General features: G+C 53.2%; 22 protein-coding genes. 11 read left to right on the plus strand and 11 right to left on the minus strand.

The window, feature by feature from the left end; all coding sequences use genetic code 11:
• Positions 1-71: 71 nt before the first annotated feature.
• Positions 72-590: an ADP-heptose synthase gene (locus LOK74_RS04000; RefSeq protein ID WP_230045313.1), complete on the minus strand. Its 519-nt coding sequence runs from the start codon at positions 588-590 to the stop codon at positions 72-74.
• Positions 591-915: 325 nt separating this feature from the next.
• Between LOK74_RS04000 and LOK74_RS04005 the strand changes: the two genes are divergently transcribed.
• Complete coding sequence (locus LOK74_RS04005) at positions 916-1662, plus strand: TerC family protein (protein ID WP_230045314.1); 747 nt, start codon at positions 916-918, stop codon at positions 1660-1662.
• 74 nt (positions 1663-1736) lie between these two features.
• Here the strand turns inward: LOK74_RS04005 and LOK74_RS04010 are convergent, their stop codons facing one another.
• The 5 genes from LOK74_RS04010 to LOK74_RS04030 form a co-directional block, all read right to left on the minus strand.
• Positions 1737-2273 (minus strand): DUF2179 domain-containing protein, encoded by a 537-nt coding sequence (locus LOK74_RS04010; protein ID WP_230045315.1) that lies wholly within the window; start codon positions 2271-2273, stop codon positions 1737-1739.
• A gap of 65 nt (positions 2274-2338) precedes the next feature.
• Positions 2339-3268 carry an ATP-grasp domain-containing protein gene (locus tag LOK74_RS04015; protein ID WP_230046901.1) on the minus strand — a complete coding sequence of 310 codons (930 nt, stop codon included), beginning with the start codon at positions 3266-3268 and terminating at the stop codon, positions 2339-2341.
• An 11-nt stretch (positions 3269-3279) separates the two neighbouring features.
• Complete coding sequence (locus LOK74_RS04020; RefSeq protein ID WP_230045316.1) at positions 3280-4095, minus strand: GNAT family N-acetyltransferase; 816 nt, start codon at positions 4093-4095, stop codon at positions 3280-3282.
• Positions 4047-5807 (minus strand): N-acetylglutaminylglutamine amidotransferase, encoded by a 1761-nt coding sequence (locus tag LOK74_RS04025; protein WP_230045317.1) that lies wholly within the window; start codon positions 5805-5807, stop codon positions 4047-4049. Before LOK74_RS04025 ends, LOK74_RS04020 begins: the two co-directional genes overlap by 49 nt.
• A gap of 264 nt (positions 5808-6071) precedes the next feature.
• Positions 6072-6698, minus strand: a complete 627-nt coding sequence (locus tag LOK74_RS04030; protein ID WP_230045318.1) for a MerR family transcriptional regulator — start codon at positions 6696-6698, stop codon at positions 6072-6074.
• A 351-nt stretch (positions 6699-7049) separates the two neighbouring features.
• Here LOK74_RS04030 and LOK74_RS04035 point away from each other — a divergent pair, with 351 nt between their 5' ends.
• From LOK74_RS04035 to LOK74_RS04065, 7 genes are all read left to right on the plus strand, one after another.
• Positions 7050-7778, plus strand: a complete 729-nt coding sequence (locus LOK74_RS04035; RefSeq protein WP_230045319.1) for a ZIP family metal transporter — start codon at positions 7050-7052, stop codon at positions 7776-7778.
• Positions 7779-7832: 54 nt separating this feature from the next.
• Positions 7833-8009, plus strand: a complete 177-nt coding sequence (locus tag LOK74_RS04040) for a hypothetical protein (protein ID WP_230045320.1) — start codon at positions 7833-7835, stop codon at positions 8007-8009.
• Between the two features lie 117 nt (positions 8010-8126).
• Complete coding sequence (fabI, locus tag LOK74_RS04045) at positions 8127-8903, plus strand: enoyl-ACP reductase FabI (RefSeq protein WP_230045321.1); 777 nt, start codon at positions 8127-8129, stop codon at positions 8901-8903.
• Between the two features lie 112 nt (positions 8904-9015).
• On the plus strand, positions 9016-9156 hold the full coding sequence (locus LOK74_RS04050; RefSeq protein ID WP_230045322.1) for a hypothetical protein: 141 nt from the start codon (positions 9016-9018) through the stop codon (positions 9154-9156).
• Positions 9157-9273: 117 nt separating this feature from the next.
• Positions 9274-9975 carry an FHA domain-containing protein gene (locus LOK74_RS04055; protein ID WP_230045323.1) on the plus strand — a complete coding sequence of 234 codons (702 nt, stop codon included), beginning with the start codon at positions 9274-9276 and terminating at the stop codon, positions 9973-9975.
• Between the two features lie 142 nt (positions 9976-10117).
• Entirely contained in the window at positions 10118-12139 is a 2022-nt protein-coding gene (locus LOK74_RS04060) for a penicillin-binding transpeptidase domain-containing protein (RefSeq protein ID WP_230045324.1), read from the plus strand.
• 17 nt (positions 12140-12156) lie between these two features.
• Positions 12157-14196: a peptidoglycan D,D-transpeptidase FtsI family protein gene (locus LOK74_RS04065; RefSeq protein ID WP_230045325.1), complete on the plus strand. Its 2040-nt coding sequence runs from the start codon at positions 12157-12159 to the stop codon at positions 14194-14196.
• A gap of 156 nt (positions 14197-14352) precedes the next feature.
• On the opposite strand, the gene LOK74_RS04070 is transcribed toward LOK74_RS04065, so the two are convergent.
• Both LOK74_RS04070 and LOK74_RS04075 read right to left on the minus strand, forming a co-directional pair.
• A complete protein-coding gene (locus tag LOK74_RS04070; RefSeq protein ID WP_230045326.1) occupies positions 14353-16746 on the minus strand; it encodes an ATP-dependent helicase in 2394 nt (797 codons plus the stop codon).
• An 86-nt stretch (positions 16747-16832) separates the two neighbouring features.
• Entirely contained in the window at positions 16833-18173 is a 1341-nt protein-coding gene (locus LOK74_RS04075) for a hemolysin family protein (protein ID WP_230045327.1), read from the minus strand.
• Positions 18174-18667: 494 nt separating this feature from the next.
• Here LOK74_RS04075 and LOK74_RS04080 point away from each other — a divergent pair, with 494 nt between their 5' ends.
• The gene (locus LOK74_RS04080) at positions 18668-18832 is read left to right on the plus strand and encodes a hypothetical protein (RefSeq protein ID WP_230045328.1); all 165 of its coding nucleotides are present in this window, start codon (positions 18668-18670) and stop codon (positions 18830-18832) included.
• Positions 18833-19042: 210 nt separating this feature from the next.
• Complete coding sequence (locus tag LOK74_RS04085) at positions 19043-19954, plus strand: MBL fold metallo-hydrolase (protein ID WP_338148640.1); 912 nt, start codon at positions 19043-19045, stop codon at positions 19952-19954.
• On the opposite strand, the gene LOK74_RS04090 is transcribed toward LOK74_RS04085, so the two are convergent.
• Positions 19951-20325, minus strand: a complete 375-nt coding sequence (locus LOK74_RS04090; protein WP_230045329.1) for a hypothetical protein — start codon at positions 20323-20325, stop codon at positions 19951-19953. The two genes, LOK74_RS04085 and LOK74_RS04090, sit on opposite strands and share 4 nt — an antisense overlap.
• A 101-nt stretch (positions 20326-20426) precedes the next feature.
• Between LOK74_RS04090 and LOK74_RS04095 the strand changes: the two genes are divergently transcribed.
• Positions 20427-21290 (plus strand): PHP domain-containing protein, encoded by an 864-nt coding sequence (locus LOK74_RS04095; RefSeq protein WP_230046903.1) that lies wholly within the window; start codon positions 20427-20429, stop codon positions 21288-21290.
• Between the two features lie 313 nt (positions 21291-21603).
• Here the strand turns inward: LOK74_RS04095 and LOK74_RS04100 are convergent, their stop codons facing one another.
• Both LOK74_RS04100 and LOK74_RS04105 read right to left on the minus strand, forming a co-directional pair.
• Positions 21604-22056, minus strand: a complete 453-nt coding sequence (locus LOK74_RS04100; RefSeq protein WP_230045330.1) for a GNAT family N-acetyltransferase — start codon at positions 22054-22056, stop codon at positions 21604-21606.
• Between the two features lie 71 nt (positions 22057-22127).
• On the minus strand, positions 22128-22634 hold the full coding sequence (locus LOK74_RS04105) for a 2'-5' RNA ligase family protein (RefSeq protein WP_230045331.1): 507 nt from the start codon (positions 22632-22634) through the stop codon (positions 22128-22130).
• Positions 22635-22708 lie beyond the last annotated feature (74 nt).

Below are 22708 nucleotides of genomic sequence, written 5' to 3' on the forward strand. Positions count from 1 at the left end.
TTCCTCACTATAAGATGTTCTGTCCGGAAATAAAAGAGCCAATTTCTATAGGAAAAACAGCCAACCCTTGCCTACCCACGCAAATCTTCCAATGAGATCCCTTCTTCTACGGCAAAAGTGAAGTCGTCAATGTCGTAGAATTGTACCGGTACCTGCTGTACAATCATCCGGCTTTGCAAATCAATCTGATCGGTCAACAGCGGTACCTCCCAGCGCATCGCCGACAGCAGGAGCTCCGTTTCCACTGGGTCGAACGTATCCCCCCAGTAGGCCGTATCTTCTGCCTTCAACACCGTGAGTGTCACCTCATTATGATAGGGAAAAGAGACGGTTGACCAAGGGGCAACCAATCCTTTTTGCAGTTTTTTGCGCGCAAAGGGATCGGAAAAGTAACTGATCATCTGGGAGATGATGGTCCGAACATGCTGGTCCTCTTCTCGGTCCAGCATGATCGGCTCAGGGCTGTGCAGAATCTCTTCCAGTTCGTATATGGTTGAGAGTGGAATCATGTATTCGACCGGTTCAGGCGGTGCCAGCAGTTCACCGTACACAGCCAGCATCACCGCCTCCAGGATAAACGTTTTCTTCAATTGACAACCCTCCTCGTTTCCATGATACTTGAATTACGAGGTTGACAACAACTATCGGCTCAGAGTACGATATGAGTAGCACGTTATATATGGTTGTTTGTTTTATCAAAGGGGAGTAGCTTTTACAGCAAAGTCGTCATTCACAGGACACAGTGCGTCCTCGGCTTTGTTGGCAACGGACATGTCGTTGTTAGCAAGACCTTTGCCTATGTAACCACGTAGGTGAGGGTCTTTTTCTATTGACTTCTCGCCTGCAGGAAACTCGCAGTTTGTCCGAAGCACTGGCGGACAATCAAAGAGATGTGCAGAGAGGAGTGGGAGTAACATGTTCGAAATGGAGTTTTTGAGTGCACTGCTTTTGATCATCGCGATCGACATCGTGCTCGGCGGGGATAACGCCGTGGTGATCGCACTGGCCAGCCGCAAGCTGCCGGCAGAACAGAAGAAAAAAGCGATTTTGTGGGGGACAGGTGCAGCCATTGGGGTACGCGTGCTGGCCACATTTGTGGCGGCCAAACTGCTGGAGATCCCTTATCTCTATCTGATAGGCGGACTGCTCCTGGTCTGGATTTCGTTCAAACTGCTGGTAGACGAAGAGGAAAAGAAGGATATCAAGCCGGGAGAGAACTTGATGCAGGCCATCAAGACGATCGTGATGGCGGATATCCTGATGGGGCTGGATAACGTGTTGGCGATCGCTGGCGCTGCCAAAGGAGACATGACCCTGATCATTATCGGTCTGTTGATCAGCGTGCCCATCATGATTTGGGGCAGTCACCTCATCCTCAAAGGGATGGAACGATTCCCGTGGATCGTGTACATTGGTGCCGGGATTCTCGCGTGGACGGCGGCACAGATGATCACGCATGAAAAGATGGTGCACGACTTCCTCGGTTCGCAGTGGATGATCTACGGCTTTAACGTTCTGGTTGTAGCAGCTGTTGTGGGTCTGGGTCTGCTGATGCGGAATCGCAGCCTGCAGAAGAGTGCGGCAAAAAGCGAGACCGTTGACGAGTCGGCGATTGAAGAGATTGCTGCCGAACGGCAGGAGGAAGCAATCAACAATCGATAAGCAATCGGCCAATAGCAGCATAGCAAGCAGGAGAAGAAAGCGGACCTTTCGCGACGAAAGGTCCGCTTAACTGTTTAGGGTCGGATTTGTTTCACCCAGAAACCGCCCTTGAAACTGCTGGGCTCATGCGAGATGACGAAAGCCCGCGGTTCCCATGTGATGATGAGTTCCATGAGTTTGGCCTGATTGGTACGCTTCGTGAGGATCTCCATGACAAGGCGTTTGCCATCCCGTCCTTGTCCGAGCCAACTGGTTACTCCGAAGCCCGCTTTTCTAAGCTCGTCTGCCAGATGAAAGTCAGGCCGTTCATTGGGGTCGTCGGGAGAAGGGGCGATTACTTTTACTGTGACGTACCCTAGCGCCAGACGCTCCTCGATCTTGCTGCCGACGAGAATCCCGCTGGCAAAGCCGGCACAGTAGGCGAACAAGTTCCACGGATCCTCCAGGTTGTTGAGTACGATGCCGAGCCCTATCAGATAGACGCCGACTTCGGCAAAACTGATGCCTGCAGCTGCATAGCGCAGCCCTCTCATCATAAAGATCATCCGCATCGTGTAGAGCGTCATGTAGCTGATCTGAATGGTGAAGACGAGCAGAAAAGAGAAAAACATCAAGAAAACTCCTTTCAGGCCGGAAAAAGTAGAGGGGAGCACCGTTTGGTGCCCCTCTCAACAGTTTACACAATTTCTCTGGTCGAAGGAAAAAGAAAATCTATGAAAATACGGGCGGTAGGCTGCGGTTCGTGATTGGCTAGGCCGGGGCGCTCATTTGCTTCAATGACGACGTAATCTTCTTTATCCTCATCGTTGCCCCGGATCAGAAAATCAAAACCTACAACAGGGATTTCCAATGCGAGACTGGCTCGCTTCGCGATTTCACGCAGGTATGGCGAAATCTGTTCGGTGACGTCGCGTATGGTACCCCCGGTATGGTAATTGGCTGTCTTTCGGACCGGGAGGGTGGCGCCAGGGGCGAGAACGTCATCTGGGTCCCGTCCTTGTGCGGCCAGCACCCGAACTGTTTCACTGTCCCAGGGGATGCGCGACTCCCCAGCGGTCTGCTCGGCCAACAGCTCGTTTTTTTCCTGGATCAACTGCTGGATCGTCCGCTTGCCGTCACCGGTGACGGAGGCCGGCGTTCGTTCAATCGCAGCGACAAAGCGGTGATCAATCACGATGATCCGCGTATCCCGTCCGTCCACGTACTCTTCCAGCAGTACGTCGTCACAGTGCTCACTGGCGTAGCGGACTGCCTGTCGGAGTTCGGCATCCGTGCGTATGTCAACGGTGATCCCTCTTCCTTGTTCGCCCCGCAGCGGCTTCACGACCAATGCCTCGCATTCACGCAGGAATCGGCTGGCTGCAAGATGATTGCGATAGGACTGCTGGCGGGGAACGCGGATACCTGCTCTCTGCAGCACGGCATGGGTCAGCCGTTTGTCGTCACAGCGCATGTAGGCGATCGCGGAAGTGCGGTCCGTCAGCGATTCACGGCAGGTAACCGCTTCTCCCTCGTAGCTGAGGCGAAACAAGCCAAGCGCTTCATCCAGGATCGAGACCTGGATGCCTCGTCGCTTTGCTTCTTCGATCAAAATGCTTGCATACACGTTCAAACCGGTCAGCGCCCCCCTTCGTACAAGTGGCGGTTCAACTGATTCCGCCGCTTCACGGCGTATACGGGTACCCGGCAGAAGCCAAGCGATTCGTAGAGGCGGATCGCTTTTTTGTTGTCGTAGAGCACGGACAAGTCGAGATAATCTCTGCCGCGTGTCAGATAATGCAGGGAAAGCTGCTGCACCAGGCTTTTGCCGATGCCCCATGCCCTGTAAGGTTTGGCGACCGCAAGCGACCAGAGACTTGCCCCGTTGTCGGGGTCGCCAAATGCCGCTTTATGATCGACGCCCATCACGCTGCCGACCACTTCCCCTGTCTTGCTGTCTTCCGCCACATAGTAGACAAAGCGGCTTGTTCGCTGATTATCGTAGATGGTGTCCGGGTCACTTGGAACCATTCCGCACTCCAGATACAGCTTGTTGGTAGCATAGGCATCCATCTTGTTTTGCAGCAAGCGCATGCGGAACTTTTTGGACTGCCGCAGCTGGGAGATGCCGGGATGAAGCCACAGACGGTAGGTGATCGATGGATCGATAAACAAAAGATCGGACGCTTTTGCTACCATGATGTGAGGATCGTAGACATACATGGCGATGTCACGTCGACTCTCCGACTCTTGTCTGAACAGTTCAATGATTTGATCGTGTGAGGAAAACGTCTGTCCGTAGATCAGATTGCCCCAGCCACAGTCAACCGCTACCTCCGGTTTCAAGCGGGATGCCAGATGCGTCGGCGTCTGCTGCCAACTGATCAGCGATGTCGGATACGGATTTATGCTCCGATCTGTTGGAGCCAGTAGTCCAGCAAGGTGAGTTGCCACAGTTTGCTCCCTCCCAGAATGGTGATGTGGTCGTCAGGGTCTTTTAGCATTTTCTCCACATAATCCCGATCAAACAGCCGGCGCTCTCTCGCCGTATCAGACAGCAGTACATCGCATGCAAACTGATGATATTCCCCTTGCAGATACTTTAGAGCAGGGACAGGAAAGTATCCCTTTTTGCGATAGATCACGTCGTGGGGCAGGCAGCGTTCCGCCGCTTTTTTCAATATTCCTTTTCCGCCGTTGTCCAGCTTGAAGCGGGAAGGGATGGCCGCAGCCAACTCAACCACCTCGTGATCGAGGAACGGTACGCGAGCCTCCAGTCCCCAAGCCATCGTCATGTTGTCGACACGCTTGACCGGGTCTTCCACCAGCATCACGCCCGTGTCCAGACGCAAGGCCTTGTCGACTGGGTCGTCCGCTCCCGGCTGGGAAAAGTGTTCCTTCACAAACAATTCCGAGACGTTTTCCGCGTGGTAAGGTGGAGTGAGGGCCTCCTGTACCTCCGTATGGCTGCGATCAAAGAAGGCCGCCTGATAGGCAGACAGCGGGTCTGCTTGCTCCTGCATCTTGGGATACCAGTGGTACCCGGCAAACACTTCGTCTGCTCCTTGCCCGCTTAACACCACTTTCGTCCGCTTGCTCACTTCACGGGAGAGGAGATAGAAGCCGACAGCGTCGTGACTCACTTGAGGCTCGGCCATCGCTCTGACACAAGAGCGGATTTCTGTGAGCAGCTGCCTAGAGTCTACAAAGATCTTCTGGTGTTCGGTGGCAAATGTTTGGGCGACCAGGTCACTGTAGACGAACTCATTTCCTTCCTCGCTCTCCACATCTTCAAATCCGATCGAGTAGGTGCGAACATCATCCAGTTCCTCTCGCATCAGGGCGACGATCAGACTGGAGTCAAGGCCGCCGCTTAGCAGGGCGCCTACCGGCACGTCGCTTACGAGACGGCGTTTGACACTTGCTCGAAGAACGCTCAGCAGTCGATCGACCCACTCTTCTTCCGTCACGTCTGGTTGGGGAGAGTAGTTGAGCTGCCAGTAGCGTTCCTGACGCCTGCGCCCATCTTCTTCAATCATCAGATAGGTTCCGGGCTCCAGCTTTTTTACTTCCCGGAAAATGGTCATCGGGGCGGGAACGACAGCATGAAACGATAAATAGTAATGAAGGGCTTGTGGAGCGAGGTCTGGCTGAAACTGCCTGGCGGCAAGCAGTGCTTGAATAGAAGAGGCAAAAGAGAGTTTATTCGGTTTATCCACGTAGTAGAGTGGTTTAATCCCTAATCGGTCGCGGGCCAACAGCCAGCGCCGTTGTTTTTGATCGTGAAGACAAAAAGCGTACATCCCGTACAGTTTTTCGACGAATCGTTCTCCCCAGTGGGCGTATGCCTTTAAGAGGACTTCTGTGTCGCTTCCCGTCCGGAACGTATAGCCGTATTGGAGCAATTCGTCTTTTAACTGCCGGTAGTTGTAGATTTCACCATTGTAGGTGATCGCCAACCCCAGCTCGGGATCAATCATCGGCTGATGCCCTGCTTGACTGAGATCGATGATGCTGAGTCGGCGGTGGCCAAGGGCGGTACCGGGTACGATATGCATGCCGTGATCGTCCGGCCCTCGTCCCTCCATTTGGCGCAACATTTGTGTCAGTGTGTCCTCTGATTCCACGTCCTGGTCAAAGGAGAGCACACCGCAAATTCCACACATTTCTGCACATCACTCCTGTTCACTTGATAAAAATTCACTCAGTCATTTTTACCATCTTTCTGGAAAGAAGGTCAAAACGGTCAAGGAGAGCTGACCCGTCGCCTCAGAGGGTGAGCGGTGGTACGCTCCGATTAGCAGGAAAATCTAGCCGATCCGGATCAAATCCTGCCCGATCCAACAGAAAAAGACCCAGATAAGGGTCTTTATCGGGCAAGCTGCCCGGTAGACGATAGGGGAGGGGGTGTACTTCAGCTTCGATAGTGATTACTGTGTAGCCCGCTCATTACTGCCAAACCAGCGCAGCGGATTAAGGGAGAAGCGGGATTGATATCGATCTTGGCGGTGTTTGCGCTTGGTGAGCCGCTGCTGCATCAGATCCATTTCAAAAGTCACACGGCGTAGTTCCAAGCGGAGCGATTCCTGCATTTCTTCAATATCGGCGATTTTTTTGAGGATGGTCGTCTGTGTCTGCTGCAGTGTAGACAGTTGAGCCAGCTCCATTTGAAAACGGCAGAGCGTATCTTGTACAGCTACTTCCACCTCACGAAAAGCGGTTACAAGCGAGGGATGATGGACGTCTGCCTGTGGCGCTCCTTCCGCAGATGCCGCCGCTGTTTCTTCCAGTGACAGCTTGTCCTCCGATAGCAATCCCTCTGCGATTAGCTCCTGCTTGATATCGAGCAAGGAGGCATTCCCCCCATCTTTGCGCTCCTTCACTTCTTTTAGCAGGAGGTATCCTTGTTCGCTGATCATGTAGTGTCCCTGTGCATTTTTTTGCCGCTCTGTTACCGGGACAAACATCTCCAACCAGTTACGGAGGGTACGGACTTGTACACCCAAGCGTTCTGCCACTTCTTTGGAAGCCATCCAGACTTGTACGTCGAGACTCATCGCCATCACTCCTTTGCAGGTTTCCAGTGTGGTATGTGGCCATTATAGCACCGATTTTTCCCGGCAAAAGGGAATCGACAAAGGTTCTAAAAAAAAATGGTTATTCGGGATGGTTGGACAGGTGATCGGATTTTGTCATCTTTTGCGGTAACAGGGCGTGCAAATCGGGTTTTCCGTCGCAGAAGATGGTGTCCATTCATTGCAGCAACAGGTGGCAGGATGATTCGACAAAAGCAGGCTAGTGGATCAGGTTTCTGCTATTTTGTGGCCGATAAGGTTCATATTGCATCGAGCAAGCGCGTACAATGACAAGGAAGTTGTCCGCAAAACCTGGAAGAAAAGGGGCTTACTATGGGGTCAGCAAACCTTTCCATGCCGTTTTTCCTCCTGTTGGCTGCTCTTGCCAGCTGGGCTGGCGGGCTGATGCTGGTGATCCGCTCCAATTGGTCGGCGCACACCCTGTACGCGATGGTGAGCGTCGGAGCAGGTCTCTTAACAGCGTTGACCACACTTGATCTGCTGCCCCGCAGTATTGGGCATGGACACTCTGCTTACATGGCTGTTGTGCTGTTGGGCTTTCTGCTGTTGTTTGCTACAGATGCGCTGCTTCATCAGAATCAGCCGCAGCAGGTTCGGGTAGCCGGTCTGATGGCAGGTTTTTTGATTCATTCCTTTTTAGAGGGAGTGTCGCTGGTTGCCAGTTTTCGTGTCGATCCCTCGTTGGGAGTAACCCTGCTTGCTGCGATGATTCTGCATAAACTGCCTGACGGGATCACGGTTGCTTCCCTGCTGCTGGTGTCAACCAACAACAAAATCAAGGCGCTGTTGGGTACCGGGGCACTTGGCATGGCCACCCTTGTCGGAGCGTGGGGTATGATCGCGGCAGGAACGTGGATCACACCTGAGCGGCTGCAGATCGTGCTCGCGCTGACAACCGGCATCTTCCTATACGTATCGTTAAGTCATCTGGTGCCGTTTGTCCTGCAGAGCGGACAGCCCCGGCTTCATCTCTTCTTTGTCGGAGGGGTTCTCCTGTACATGCTGCTTTCGTTGGTGCTTCGCTTCCATCCACATGTATAAGATGTCGCCACAACTCCCACACTACATAAGAAACAGCTGAAAAGGAGGGAGCCTATGCCAGGCGCGAACGAAAGGCAAAACGTTCGGCAGGAAGGTCTCACGCATATGCAGGCGGAACTGCCCGCCCAAGGAACCGCGTTAAATCCATCAGAATCGGGCTGGGTTTTCGATGAGAATGCCTCCACTGCCCCCGTAGAAAAGCTGGACAGTGCCATGCAGCAGGGTGAATGAGCCAACAACGGCGTCTTTACCCTGTTTTCTTTTTTTTCTACCGGTCAAGCTCTCGTCACTGAGGGGAAGATAGGATATAATGGCGAAGGAAAGATTTGATAAAGGGGCCGATACATAATGAATACCTTGATGAAAGGGAAAAACATTTTAATTATGGGTGTTGCCAACCACCGCAGCATCGCATGGGGAATTGCGCAATCGCTGTCCAGAGCGGGCGCCAATCTGATTTTCACTTATCAAGGAGAGCGGCTGCGCGACAAAGTAGCCGAGTTGGCTGCGACCTTGGACCAGCCGGAACAGATCCTGATCCCTTGTGATGTAACCAAAGATGAGGATATTGTCCAGGCATTTGGCGAGATCAAAGAAAAAGTGGGCGTCCTGCACGGTGTCGCCCATTGCATTGCCTTTGCCAAGACAGAAGAGCTGGAGGGCGAATTCGTCAACACGTCGCGGGACGGTTACGCACTGGCTCAGGACATCAGCGCCTATTCGCTGGTGGCGGTCGCCAGAGAAGCTCGCCAGTTGATGACGGAGGGCGGCAGCATCGTCACCCTTACCTATCTGGGAGGAGAGCGAGTGGTGCCCAACTACAACGTGATGGGAGTGGCAAAGGCAGCACTTGACGCCAGTATGCGCTATCTGGCCAGCGATCTGGGCAAAGATCAGATCCGGGTGAATGCCATATCGGCCGGACCGATTCGCACGTTGGCAGCTAAAGGCGTGCGCAACTTTAACAGCATGCTGAAGGAAATCGAGGAAAAAGCGCCGCTCCGTCGCACGGTTGATCAGTCTGAAGTAGGCGATACTGCACTCTTTTTGTTCAGTCAACTGTCGCGGGGCATTACTGGTGAGATTATTCATGTTGATGCCGGCTACAGCATCATGGGTCGCTAACAGCATCCAGTAGGTGTAAGGGGTGGGTTCAGGGAGCGCCCCCCACACCAGATGTATAAATGACTCCCTCCCAAGGCAGGATGAGTGAAAACGCCATAGGAGGGAGTTTTCCTTGTTCCCTGTCATTATTACACATGAAGAACTGCTGCTGCATATGGGGAGACAGGATCGCATCCTGCGCGGCGGTTCCCGTTCTATCTGTGAGGATGACGATCGAGCGGAGGGCAGTTCGGACGAAGCCGATCGCGCATAACATTATGGCACATGACAGCAGGCCGCCCGGGACGACCGGGCCTTTTGGCAATTGCGCCAATTCTTTTGCTTTCGTCATTTTTGATACGATTTTACAGGGTCGGAGTGATCACAATTGATGGAAAAAGGGGTATATCTGGTGATCGAAAAAGGTGATCCGGGACAGGATCGCAGCGTGATCTACCTGACCCGGCAAGAGTACCGGATCGGGAGAAGCTGGCAGCACAATCAACCGGAAATCGCCTTTTCCAGCCAGTTTATTTCCAGACAACATGCGGTTATCAGCCGTCTGGGAAATGAGTACCAGATTACCGATTTGCGGAGCAAACACGGTACGGAAGTGAACGGCGTCGCCTTGTCCGACACCCCCCGCTTGCTGCAAGACGGGGATCGGATTACGCTGGCCAAGGGAGCAGTCGTGCTTTCCTTCAACAATCTTCTGACCACTTCCTCCGGTGAATCGGGCATTACTCAAGAGATGAAGCTTCCTCCTGCTGTGGTGGAACAGGAATGGCCTGCTGCCTGGCTGGTCATTCATCTGGAGCGGCGGGAGATCCTGCTCGACGGGATGCCCTTGTATCTGTCGGGAAAAGATATGGATTTGCTGCTCCTGTTGTATCAACGGGCCAACCAAGCGGTCGACTATGAAGAAATCAAGTGCCAGATCTGGCCAGAGCGGGCTGCCGATCCAAACGTCCCGATCCCTGACGTTGGGAAAGACGAAATCAGTGCGCTCGTCTACCGTCTGCGCAAAAAACTGGGCCAACATGGCCAACGAATCAGGACCATACCTAGATACGGGTACATGCTCGATTTGTAATCGTATCATCAAACTATTAGCATTTTATCATCCACCTGTGAGCGAAATGTGAGCTTGCATCCATTCCTTGCAAAAGGGGATTCCCTTACTGTAAGGGAGTGGAATACGTCGCATGTTTTCGCGTGCAGGGAGGGTGAAGAGCATGAAGAAGGTACTATGTCTGATCGGACTGCTGCTGACGAGTTTGGTGGCGGGCTGCAGCGAAGAGATACCTTCTGCCCAAGAGCAATTCGAGCAGTACCTGACCGACTGGGAGAAGATGCGGTTTGCAGAGATGTACGAGCAGCTAACCGAGGAGTCTAAGCAGCAGATTACGGAGGAGCAATTCATCGAACGGTATCAGAACATATACGGAGGAATTGTTGCCCGCGACCTGAAGATCACGGCAGCTTTCCGGCAGGGAGAGGCAGAGACAGCGTCTGAAGAAGACGTCGTGCGGATTCAGTATCTGGTCAAAATGAACACCTTTGTCGGGCCGCTTACCTTTACGGACCGGGCCATGGTTAAAAAAGAAAAGCGGGATGGCCGGGAAGGCTGGTATGTCGACTGGAAGCCGACGATGATCTTGCCTGGTCTGGAGGGTGACGACAAGGTCCGCGTAGAGACCCTGGAGCCGACTCGCGGCAGCATCCTTGACCGGAATGGTCGGCCGCTGGCAACGTATCAGCAGGCGATCAAGGTCGGGGTAAAACCGCAGGATTATCAGCAAAACTCGCCGGAAGAGCAAGAAGCGATCGCCCGCTTGGCCGGAGTAACCACAGAGCAGATCAAGAAAGCAATAAACGAGCCATGGGTAAAGCCCGAACATTTTGTCGAGATTGCCACACTGCCGAAAGACGATCAGCGGCTCCATTTATTACAAGAGCGAAAAGGGGTAATCCTCCGCACGGAGCAGGTGCGATCTTATCCATATGGGGAGGCAGCCGCCCATCTGATCGGCTATATCGGCCCCATCAACGCGGAAGAGCTGGAGATTCTCCGCCCAAAAGGCTACCAGCCAAGTGATGTAGTGGGCAAGCGTGGACTGGAACAAATCATGGAAGAGGAACTGCGGGGAAGCCCCGGCGGTCGCATTCATATAATAGATTCCCTGGGCAGATTCAAAAAAGTACTTCGGGAACAACTGCCGGTCAACGGGAAGACGATCACCCTGACGATTGATGCCGAGTTGCAGCAAAACATCTTTGAGCAGGTTAAACATGATGCCGGTACGGCAGCCGCAATCGATCCTCGCACAGGCGATGTGCTTGCCTTGGTCAGTTCGCCTTCTTATGACCCCAATGCCTTTATTCGGGGAGTCAGCCCGGAACAGTGGAAAGAATGGCAGGAAGACCCCAACAGACCGCTGCTTAACCGCTTCAGCCAAGCGTATGCACCTGGCTCCACCTTTAAAGCGATTACGGCGGCAATCGGGCTGAATGCAAAGGAGATCACACCAGACCAAAAGCGGAAGATTACCGGTCTTACGTGGCGCAAAGATCGTTCGTGGGGGAACTACTACGTGACACGGGTAACCGATCCGCATCAACCGGTCACACTGAAGACGGCACTCATCTATTCCGACAACATCTATTTTGCGCAGTCGGCTCTGGATATTGGCAGCGAGACGTTTGTACAGGAAGCCAGACGGTTCGGGTTGGGTGAAAAGCTCCCGTTTGTCTATCCGCTGGAAACATCGCAAAACGCCAACGACGGGATCAATAGCGAGATCCAACTGGCTGATTCCGGCTATGGTCAAGGAGAAGTGACGATGACACCTCTGCACCTGGCTCTGGCCTATTCCGCTTTTGCCAACGAGGGGAGCATAGTCAAGCCGCGGCTGCTTGCCGATGAGGAAAATTCATCCAGATATTGGAAACAGGACGTAATCCCGTCCGATGTCGCAGAACGAGTGAAAAACTACCTGATCGAGGTCATGGAACATCCTCGCGGTACAGGGCGGGCTGCCAAACCCCCCGGTATCCGACTCGCTGGTAAGACAGGCACGGCAGAACTAAAGCAGCGCAAGGGAGAAGCAGGGCAGGAAAATGGCTGGTATGTCGTGTTTAACACTGACTCGCCGCGTCTGTTGGTGGCGATGATGATCGAAGACGTACGGGGACGCGGCGGTAGTCATTATCTGGATAAAAAGATAAAGCAGATTTTTACACAATCACTGCAATAAACCAGTAAGGTGTGGAAATGGTGAATCAAGAGATAAAGGAGAAAGAGAGAGCGAAGACGGCTGTCCGCTTGAACATCGTGCTGCTGCTGGTGTTTTTGGCGTTTTCACTGATTATCCTGCGGCTGGCCAACATCCAAATCTTCGAAGGAAGTGAGTATGCCAAGGTAACCGCGGAGAGATCCTACCAGACCGAACCGATTCCGGCTGCCAGAGGCAACATCTACGACCGGAACGGCCGCCTGATCGCCCACAATCGCGCATCTTTTGTCGCTGTGTTCCGAGAAAGTGAGGAGATGAGCAAAGCGGATTACCTCCTCCTGGCCGAGAAGCTGGAACCTGTTCTGAGCGGCATGGATAAGGCTACGTTGTTGAAACGAATGGATGTCGGCTACGCATACGAAGAGGGACAGCTAGTAGAGACGGCCAGACTCACACCGAAGTATGTGGAAAAAGAGTTGAAGCGAGATCTTTCCTCTCAGGAAATCGCTTATCTGGCCGAGCATCGCAGTGAACTGCCGGGTGTCAGTGCTGTGACCAGACCGGTACGAGTGTACGATTCCGAGCAGGTAGCCGTACAGGCTGTGGGATATGTGCGTCCTTTTTACGTCGCAGACCAACTTGGCCTCGACTTTTACCACGAGCAAAAAGAAACGTATTTGCCCAATCAGATGGTCGGCCTGGACGGCGTGGAACGGAGCTACGAGGAAGAACTGCGAGGAGAAAATGGGTATCGGCTTTATCTGGTGGGGGCGGATCAAACGGCTCTCCAACAGGTAAAAGAGGTACCTCCCAAGCGAGGAAATGATGTGTATCTAACCATTGACGAGCGTGTACAGCTTCAGGTGCGGGACTATATCAAAGAGTTCCTGCCACAACTGCGGCGTACGATTCCAGATGCAGCCAATGCGAAAGGGGCGTACGCGGTGGCCATGGAAGTGGAAACAGGGAAAGTGGTGGCCATGGTCAGCTACCCCGAGTACGATCCTAATGTTTGGGTTGACGGCCCGGATCAGGCCACCTATGAACAGATCCAATACGCCGTAACCAATGGCACGATCAGAGAAGCACCATACGATGTTCGACCCAAGACGGGTCAAGCAGCCGTCGAGGAGAATTACAAGCATCCCAAATCGATTGTGCCTGCCGGTTCAGTAGTCAAACCGCTAACCGTCATGTTGGGATTGAGCGAGCAGTTGATCACTCCTGACGACAGGTGGATGGATTCAGGAGTGTATCACTATGGCAAGGGATCAGACCGCATACGCAACGATGGCGGCCATGCATACGGGCTGCTCAGTCCGGAGAGGGCGATCCAAAAGTCGTCCAACACCTATATGGCCCGGATCGGCGAACGGCTGGCTGATCGGGAAGGAGACAAAGCATCTGCCGTGCTCCAGAGCTACTATCATGCATTTGGTCTTGGCGTGCGTACCGGGATTGATCTTCCTGGAGAGAGTGATGGCACGGAGGATTTCCTGGTGATGGATGAGCAGTACGGTCCACTGGCTGCCATGGTCCAGGCATCATTCGGCCAGCAGGTGCGAACGACCGCCATTCAGCTCGCCCAGTATGTAGCTACGGTCGCCAATAAAGGGAAGCGGTTAAAGCCGCAGATCGTCGATCGCCTGGCCGACGAGCATGGTGAGACGGTGCGGGATTTTCAACCGGAGGTAATCAATACGATAGAGCAGCCTGATCGCTACTGGGATATTCTGCATGAGGGCATGGTGCTGGTGACACGTCCAGGTGGTACGGCGGTCAACGCGTTTGCCGGACTCCCCTACCAAGTAGCAGCCAAGACAGGTACTTCTGAACAGGATATCTACGTTCCAGAGTCCTATCACGATGAGAAAACAGGGAAAGAGAAGACCAGGTGGCGGAAATACGGGCGGATCACCAACGGCGTGATCATGTCTTTTGCACCTGCGGACGACCCGAAACTGGCCGTTGCGGTGATCGTTCCCGAAGGAGGCTATGGCGGTCGGTCAGCTGCCGTCATTACCCGGGCAATTTATGAGGCATACGATAAACACATTGGGCTTCGTTCCGAAGATTGATCCAGCGCGCGTGAATCGATCAATATCCGGGGCGAAGCCCTCTTTACGAGTCGGCTACTGTTGTGGCCGGATTTTGTCACTATGTATGTGTGGCTTTATGTCGCGTGGCATGATGGTAATGCGACATCCTCTCCATTTGTGCGACTCCCAGCGTCGTCATGGCTCAGATGATGGAGGCGTTTGTTCCATCTCTCTAACGAATCGCGATACCTTGGTCTGACGGCCGAATCGCTCGTGGGGAACGCCCAGGTAGAGATTGTGGCGGGCACGGGTAATCGCTACGTACAACAGCCGTCGTTCCTCCTCGAGTGCGTCCGGATTGCCGCTGCGCAGTTGGTCGATCGCGTATTCGTGGGGGAGCACACCTTCCACCAGATCGAGCAGAAAGACATTGTCAAACTCAAGTCCTTTGGCCCGATGAATGCTGATCAATTGGACAGCCTGCACCTGGGCAGAATTCCCATAGGAGGCGGGCAGCTCTTTTTCCCACTTGGCCATCTGTTCCAGGTGGCGAAGAAAGGCGCCAAGTGTGGCGTGTCGCTTTGCGGCTGACAACAGTTGGCGCAGTTCATCCACCGCCCGAGCATCTTCCCCCGCAGCACGATCCTTGGCTCTTTTTTTCACGTACTCACGAAGCTTCAGGTCCTCGTATACCAGTTCCAACGCCTGCTTGGGGGAGAGGGCAGGCAGTTGGTGCAGGACAGAGACCACTCGTTCCAACTGCTTGCGCTGGTATGGTTTCAAGTGCTGCAACGTCGGCAGTACATCCAGCAGAGATGTATCATGGAGGATGGCCTGGCTGCGGATCAGGTTCCATTGATCAGCGGAGATGTACAGGGTCTGGAGAATCTCTCGCAGTGCGTCCTGGTCATCGTGATCCAGTGCTAAGCGCAGATAGCCGAGTGCCCAGCGGACTGCCTGACGCTGATAAAACGGCTCTCCCTCCCGGATAAAAGAGACCGGAATCTCCGCTTGCATCAAGCGTTCCAAGAGAGGACGGCTCGAATCATAGGTGCGAAACAGGATAGCTATCTCCTCAAGCGGCACACCCTTTTGGGCAAGCGAACTGATTTCGTCAACGATGCGGGCAGCTTGTTCCTCCTCGTCCTCCGGTTGAAAAAGGATGCAGTTTCCTTCTTCCTGGTGATATCCCTGCAATTCTTTTTTCCAGCGGGTGCGGTTGTTGCCGATGAGCGAGTAGCCCAGACTGACGATCAGGGAACGAGAGCGGTAATTCACTTCCAGCGTGATCGTTTTGGCTTCCGGGTAATCGCGGGTAAAACCCAGGATATACTGTGGGTCGCTGCCGCGAAAGCCGTAAATCGATTGATCGTCGTCACCGATCACACACAGGTTGTTCTGCGGACTGGCCAGCAGCTTGACCGTCTCGTACTGCACCCGATTGATATCCTGGAATTCGTCGATCATGATGTAGGCGATCCGTTGTTGGTACTGGTTGCGAATCGCCGGGTGGTCCCGCAGCAGATGATAACAGCCAAGCAGCATGTCGTCAAAGTCAAACCAGCCGCTGCGCTGTTTTGCCTGTGCATACAGCGGGTACAAGTCGCGAGCACGCGCTTCCTCATCGCTGACAGGTGAAAGGCTCCCCAGGCTGTCCGGCAGAATGCACTCATTTTTCCAGCGGCTGATTACAGCCAACGCTGCCAGCACTTCGGCTTCACTCATAATCGTGTCGGATGAGGAGAGCAAACCGCTTTCTCGCAGCAGTCGTGCCTTCTGCCAATCCTGCTTGAGCAGCCGACGTTGGTCCCAGGAGCGGGGATCATGATGCAGCAGCATCCGATAAAACAACCCGTGAAACGTACCGGCAACCAGTGCTTTTGCTTGCTGTACCGAGAGCTTTTCAGCCAGCCGCCGGCGAATCTCGTCCGCTGCTTTGGTTGTAAAGGTGACGACCATGATCGAACGCGGATCGATGCCCTTATGCTGGATCAGATGGGCTGTTCGCGCGGTCATCACCCGGGTTTTGCCGCTTCCCGCCCCTGCCAGAATCAGCAGAGGCCCCTCGGTGGTTGTGATCGCCTGGCGCTGTTGGGGATGAAATGTATCGTCCAGCTTGTTGGTAAGAGCGACCACCCCGGTACGGGGGGAGAGCCGGCGGCGGAACCGCTTCGCCTGATCTGCCCTGTCCGCAGTCGCTGAAACGGCTGGCTCGGTGTGGATCACCCGGTTTTTTGGCAGCTGGAACCGGCTTCTAACCGAGATGGCATCGTTTTCGGCAAGAAGAGGGGCGTCCTCCGTCTCAGCAGCGGCTGCTGTCTCCGTTTGCGACAAAGATTGATCAGCCGGGGTGCCGTAGCTGCGATCCAGCGATTCTTCCTCTACCAGCTCGGCCTGACAATTAGCATGGGACCGCTGGTGATGGATAAAGCGCGGCTCGTCACTGATTCCGGCGACGAGGGAGAGCCTGTCACGGCATTTCGGGCAGATCACTTTTCCTTGTGCAGCCAGAATTCGCCACTCCGGAATATGTTGATAGGCATCTTCGCGCAAGCAGATGATCTGGTCGTCAATTTGTGCAACACGCAAAACATCGTTCACTCCAAGTTTACTAGGATCTGTATAGGATAAGGATAGAAAAAAGCGAGCCCCTCCCACTGAGAGAGGGGCAATCGCTATGCTTGCATCAAGATATCTTCTTCGTCTTTAGACTGATCTTCCGGTTCGATCGACGTGATACCGACCCGGTTGATCCGGTGATTTTCCAGTTCGGTGATGGTGAACTGGTAATTTTCGTATCGTACCGATTTGCCTTCTGCCACTTCTTCGTTTAACTGACTGTAGAGCCAACCGGCGATCGTATCTACTTCATCCGAGTGTATCTCAATCGGGATATAGTCACTCAGCTCGTTCAGCAGCGTTTTCCCTGACACAGACAAAACATTGTTGGAGCTTTCTTCTATATCCGGGCGTACATTTTCATCGAATTCATCCTGAATATCGCCGACAATCTCCTCCAGGATATCTTCCATCGTGAGCAGCCCTGCAGTACCGCCGTATTCATCGATGACGATGGCGAGCTGTGAGCGACGCTTTTGCATCAAGCGCAGAACATGACTCACTTCCATCGACTCAGGCACCGTCAAGACAGGTCGCAAAATGCGCTTCACGTCAACCTCACCGTTGGTCAGGGCCGACAAATAAAAGTCGGAAGCGTGCACAAAGCCGGTAATGCGGTCTTTATCACCCAATGCCACGGGATAACGAGAGTGGCGTGAATCGCGAATAATATCCAAGTTATCTTGGTAGCTGTTGTTTTCATATAGACAAACGATATCGATCCGCGGAATCATGATCTCGCGGGCGAGTCGTTCCGAAAAATCGAATACGTTGTCCACCAGCACCAGTTCCGTCTGGTCGATATGTCCGCTTTTGTGGCTTTGCGTCACCAGCAGACGAATCTCCTCTTCGGTATGAGCCAATTCATGCTCCTTGGCCGGTTGGATGCCCAGACGGCGCAGCATCATGTTGGCCGCTCCGTTTAACAGCCAGATGGCCGGATAGCTCAGTTTATGGAAAAACATCAGCGGTGCCGCAACCCACAGCGAGGTATCTTCCGCCTTTTGGATCGCGATTGATTTCGGACCCAGCTCACCGATGACGATGTGCAAAAACGTGATCGTACCAAAGGCGATGGCGAATGAGATGGTGTGGATGACGGTCGAATCAAGTTGAAAGTTCCCTAAAAGCGGTTCAACAATGAGTTTAGCGATCGCCGGCTCACCGATCCAACCCAAACCAAGTGATGCGAGGGTAATCCCCAATTGACAGGCTGACAAATACGCGTCCAGTTGGTCTGTCACTTTTTGGGCATACCTTGCTCTGCGGTTTCCTTCGCTCACCAATTGGGCCAGACGGGTTTGACGTACTTTGACCAGCGAGAACTCTGCCGCGACGAAGAACCCGTTTAAAAACACGAGGAACATCACCAGCAGCAGATTTGCAATAATCTCCATTATATCCCCTATCGGAATACTCTCCAATCAGATCTCCATCCTTGTGGTAAGGAGGAGAATTCACCTCCACTTTTACGTGATCATGATGGGCCATGCCGCTCTGTCTAGTAAAACATGATATGACATTGCGAACAGTTCGGCTGTACATATTGTCAAAAAAGGAATAAACCAGGTTTCATCTCTACAAGTTGGACGACCCAAGTCACTGCCCCATCGGCCATTCACCTCTCTCTTTAGTCAGACGAGACACAGCGCGTCCTTGCGTATAGGGCGTCCGTCCCTGTGCCGTTTGCAGTAAGGGACAGGCAGACCAATCTGTTAGAAAAAACAGATGGTTACAACTAAGTATACCAGTTAGAAAACCAGCCAGTCAAAAATCGATCTGCCGCTGCAGGGTTCGAAACGGATGGATAAACCCAGATGTAGGATGCATAGATATAAATGATCGTCCAAAACCGACAAAAATGACAGAAAGCAGGGCTAACGATTCGCGTATGGAACAAACGGACCTCCCGCTTTATTACAACAGCTTGTACGGACTGGTTGTTTCCTCCCTTCTGATCGACTTGTACACCCCGCTGCGTGAACTGGGACAGTTCCCTCGTTATTCGTACCAAGCTGAGACGATGACGAGCGAGGGAGAGGAATCAACCAAATGATGGAGAAGTTATAGGGTGTTGAAGCCATGACGTCAGGAACGATCGGGAAGGCGATTCGATGAGACGAGTCCATAAGTAAGGCGAGTCGATCCGTTAGACGAGTAGGTCGGTAAGATGATTCCTATTTTAACGGAAAGTGGCTTTCCGAGGAGCCGGTGGCGAGCTTGCGGTCAGGGCTGCGGGCCGCCTTATTCGAGAGGGGGAGAGGATGTGGCCAATCAATTGATCATGATAAACGAGCGCGTCGGGTACTTCCCCGGCAGTGTCAATATTGGGTTTGTTGAAACGGAGAGCGGGGCTGTTTTGATCGATTCCGGTCTCGACTCGCAAACCGCTAAAAAAGTGAAAAAAGGATTGACCGAGCGGGGCCAATCCCTGACGGCAATTGTACAGACGCATGCCCACGCCGACCACTACGGCGGAAATGCCTACCTGCTTGGGGCCTACCCGGAAGCGACGGTGTTTGCCCCGCCGCTGGAAGAGGCCGTCATGCGCTATCCATTGCTGGAGCCGATCTATCTCAACATGGGAGCATCGCCACCCGGCGAACTGCACAACAAGTTCCTGTTGGCCGCCGCCTCCCGTGTTGACCAGGTGCTGCCCGACGACGGCGTATGTACCATTGCGGGCGTTTCCTTTACGATTCTGCCATTGCCCGGCCATAGTTGGCAGCAGATCGGTCTCGTCGTAGATGACATCTGCTTTGCCGCTGACAGCTACTTTGGCTCCGATGTACTGGACAAGCACAAGCTGCCCTTTCTCGTCGATGCATATGATACGATAAACAGTTTGAGGCGGCTACTAGAGACCGACTTTACAGGATATTTGCCTGGACACGGACCGTATGAGCGCAGGGCGCATCAGACGATGCAGTACAATCTCGATTATCACCTCCGCATGTACGAGAGACTGGAAGAACTGCTGGCTGCTGACGGGACCACGACAGAAGATCTCCTGACGATGCTTTGCGAGCGACTGAAGATCGACATCACCAGTTTGAGCAGTTATGTCTTGTATCGGACGGCATTGATGGGCTATCTGTCGGGAATGCTGCGGGAGGAAAGAGTCACGTACCAGTTGTCCGCCAACCGCCTGCTGTGGCAAAAAAGCGAACGATCTTAGGTCAGACGTTCATGCGTTGCAGAGGCGGCGGATGCCAGATAATCAGCGATTTCCGCCAGTTTGTGCTCCGCTGCTCGCTGCACGGCCTCGGGGATGATGAGGTCTTTCACGCTTTTGTGTGCCAGCAGTTTGGTTTCCAGGTAAGGGCGGCCGATTTTTACCGTTTTTTCGCCTGTTCCTTCACAGGTCAGCGAGACACTGGTCGGAATACGTAAATAATAGGAGATGCTGGTTGCCGAATCAAAGATGACGACGTCGTACAGTGGGGCGTGCTCTTCACCACCCCGGCGAAACCCCTGCTGACGGAGCATGTTATCCACAAAAGAGAGCGATTGCACAACTCCGGTCAGGCTTTTGCTTCGCAACTGCATGAACACCCTCCTAACCTGCACAGGTGCGGTTTTTGTTTAGAATATATGAAGCCTCAGTTTGTTTCAGACTCGATATTTCAGGAGGATGACAGATGGATACGATGACTCGGGAAATGAGAGCAGACTTGCATTCCCATACGACTGCTTCGGATGGAACTTGTGCTCCTGCCGAGAACGTGCGACTGGCCAAGGAGGCGGGACTGGCTGCTGTCGCCATTACCGATCATGACACGGTGGCCGGCATTGACGAAGCGCTGGCCGCGGGTGAACAGTTAGGGATAGAGGTAGTGCCCGGGGTAGAGATCAGCTCGCTGGCTGGCGGACAGGACATTCACGTACTGGGGTATTACATCCCGCATCGAGATCAAGGTTTTCAGGCGGAACTGGCCAAGCTGCGGGACACCCGCCATGAGAGGAATAAACTGTTGATCGCCCGACTGCAGGAGTTGGGGGTCGAGATCACACTGGATGACGTATACAGACGAAAGGATGGACCTGATAAAAATATCGGTCGGCCGCATATAGCAGCGGAGATGATGGAGCGAGGCTATGTGGAGTCCATTGACGAAGCGTTTGAGAAATACCTGGGAAAACACGGAGCGGCGTACGTCAATCCGCCGCGCATCTCGCCCCAACAGGCAATCGACCTGATCAAGCAGGCTGGGGGTGTGGCTGTCTTGGCCCATCCGGGATTGTATGACGACGACAACCTGGTACACGAGCTGGTGAGATACGGGCTGGACGGGATCGAGGTGTGGCACCCGGACAACGATCAGGATGAAGTGGAGCGGTATCTCCAGATGACAGAGGAGAACGATCTGATCGCGACGGGCGGATCGGATTTTCATGGATGGCGCGGCGAAGAGCCGTTTCACGCGATGATGGGATCGTCGACTGCTCCTCATACGGTCGTGGCGAAACTGAAACAGCTGGCTGACCAGCGGCGGGGGGTTAGCAACGGTTAGGAACAACGAGCAAGGGCTAACCATTAACAACTATCCATTAACAAGTAACCATGAACAACGAATAATGAATAGCAACGATTAACAATGACTAAACAACGATCAAAAACAACGACTAAGCAACTGAGCAACGACTGAGCATGACTCACAACGACTAAAAGAAACGACTATAGCTCACCGCCGACCAAACGGATTTCCCGACCCGAATGCTGCTAGTCGTGCAATAATGCAACAAGCGGGCACTCAACTCCGGAGTGCCCGCTCTGTGTTTGCCTCGCTTTGTCGTTGCGGAATCAGACGAGTATTTTTTCCAAGATCAGTCTTGCAGTTTCTTTACCATGCTGATATGATCGATACCCGCTTCTTCAAACACATCTCCTACCGGCTGGTATCCCAGCTTTTCGTAAAAACGCTGTGCGTGACACTGCGCATTTAGTTTCAACTGGGTTAATCCCTCTTCCCGTGCCGTCTGCTCCATCGCCAGCATCAGTTCCCGGCCTAGACCGGTCCCGCGTTCGCTCTCCATGACGGCAACCCGCTCGACCTTCCCTGTCTGCGGATCGTAGAAGCGCAACCGACTGGCTCCGACCGGTTTATCGTCCCGATAGGCGACAAAATGAATCGCGGATGCGCCAGCACGGTCATGTTCATCGATCTCCAGCGATGGAGGCACGTTCTGCTCAACGACAAAAACCTGTTGCCGAACAGCAAAAGCATCCGCCTTTTCCTGTTCAGTACGCACTCTGCGGATATCTTGTACCTTGTTCATAAACGACACGCTTCCTTTCTAAGAGACAAGGCCCTTCAGACAGGGGAAGGACCTTGTACGTACGGTTGCCATTACTTTTGCAGCAGGAAAGTCTGGTAGACGGTCCAGGTACCATCTTCAAGCTGGTAAACGAGATGAAAACGGTCTACCAACGTTGTCAGGTCAATCTTGGCCATACTCAACTGACTGACTACATCCTTTAACTCGTCATCGGCGAGGTCGCGACCAATCGTCAGATGCGGGACAAATGCATACACTTCTTTTTGAGCAAAGTGTGCCATAATCTTTTGATGAATCGCCTCGAACGGCTCCTTGTTTTGAATGCCCAGGTAGATGACATTGTTGGTTGGATGGAACGTAGATACACGGTGAAACCGGACGGAGAAGGCGTCTGTGGAACTCGCCACCTGTTCCAGGTGATCCACCAACTGTGGCAGCGCTGACTCTTCCAGATCAAATGCTTCTTTGAGGCGGATAAACGGCGGAATCAAGGCATAGGTTGGATCGTAGCGTTTGCGGTATGAATTGGCAACTTCCTGCACTTGGCTGGAAGGAAAAATAACGACGCTGTACTTCAAATGGAACCCCTCCTTGTCATTCACTTGATTTTCTATATAAAAAGACTATGTCTATTTATTTTACCAGAAGATTC

Source organism: Brevibacillus humidisoli (assembly GCF_020923435.1).
GTDB classification, from domain to species: Bacteria; Bacillota; Bacilli; order Brevibacillales; family Brevibacillaceae; genus Brevibacillus_E; species Brevibacillus_E humidisoli.

Coding starts and splice junctions, on each gene's coding strand:
- LOK74_RS04090 (WP_230045329.1), bottom strand. CDS start 20,325: ATGCAGTTGCGAAGCAAAAGCCTGACCGGAGTTGTGCAATCGCTCTCT.
- fabI (WP_230045321.1), top strand. CDS start 8,127: ATGAATACCTTGATGAAAGGGAAAAACATTTTAATTATGGGTGTTGCC.
- LOK74_RS04075 (WP_230045327.1), bottom strand. CDS start 18,173: ATGGAGATTATTGCAAATCTGCTGCTGGTGATGTTCCTCGTGTTTTTA.
- LOK74_RS04025 (WP_230045317.1), bottom strand. CDS start 5,807: ATGTGTGGAATTTGCGGTGTGCTCTCCTTTGACCAGGACGTGGAATCA.
- LOK74_RS04095 (WP_230046903.1), top strand. CDS start 20,427: ATGACTCGGGAAATGAGAGCAGACTTGCATTCCCATACGACTGCTTCG.
- LOK74_RS04080 (WP_230045328.1), top strand. CDS start 18,668: ATGGAACAAACGGACCTCCCGCTTTATTACAACAGCTTGTACGGACTG.
- LOK74_RS04040 (WP_230045320.1), top strand. CDS start 7,833: ATGCCAGGCGCGAACGAAAGGCAAAACGTTCGGCAGGAAGGTCTCACG.
- LOK74_RS04035 (WP_230045319.1), top strand. CDS start 7,050: ATGGGGTCAGCAAACCTTTCCATGCCGTTTTTCCTCCTGTTGGCTGCT.
- LOK74_RS04030 (WP_230045318.1), bottom strand. CDS start 6,698: ATGAGTCTCGACGTACAAGTCTGGATGGCTTCCAAAGAAGTGGCAGAA.
- LOK74_RS04010 (WP_230045315.1), bottom strand. CDS start 2,273: ATGTTTTTCTCTTTTCTGCTCGTCTTCACCATTCAGATCAGCTACATG.
- LOK74_RS04055 (WP_230045323.1), top strand. CDS start 9,274: ATGGAAAAAGGGGTATATCTGGTGATCGAAAAAGGTGATCCGGGACAG.
- LOK74_RS04100 (WP_230045330.1), bottom strand. CDS start 22,056: ATGAACAAGGTACAAGATATCCGCAGAGTGCGTACTGAACAGGAAAAG.
- LOK74_RS04005 (WP_230045314.1), top strand. CDS start 916: ATGTTCGAAATGGAGTTTTTGAGTGCACTGCTTTTGATCATCGCGATC.
- LOK74_RS04065 (WP_230045325.1), top strand. CDS start 12,157: ATGGTGAATCAAGAGATAAAGGAGAAAGAGAGAGCGAAGACGGCTGTC.
- LOK74_RS04060 (WP_230045324.1), top strand. CDS start 10,118: ATGAAGAAGGTACTATGTCTGATCGGACTGCTGCTGACGAGTTTGGTG.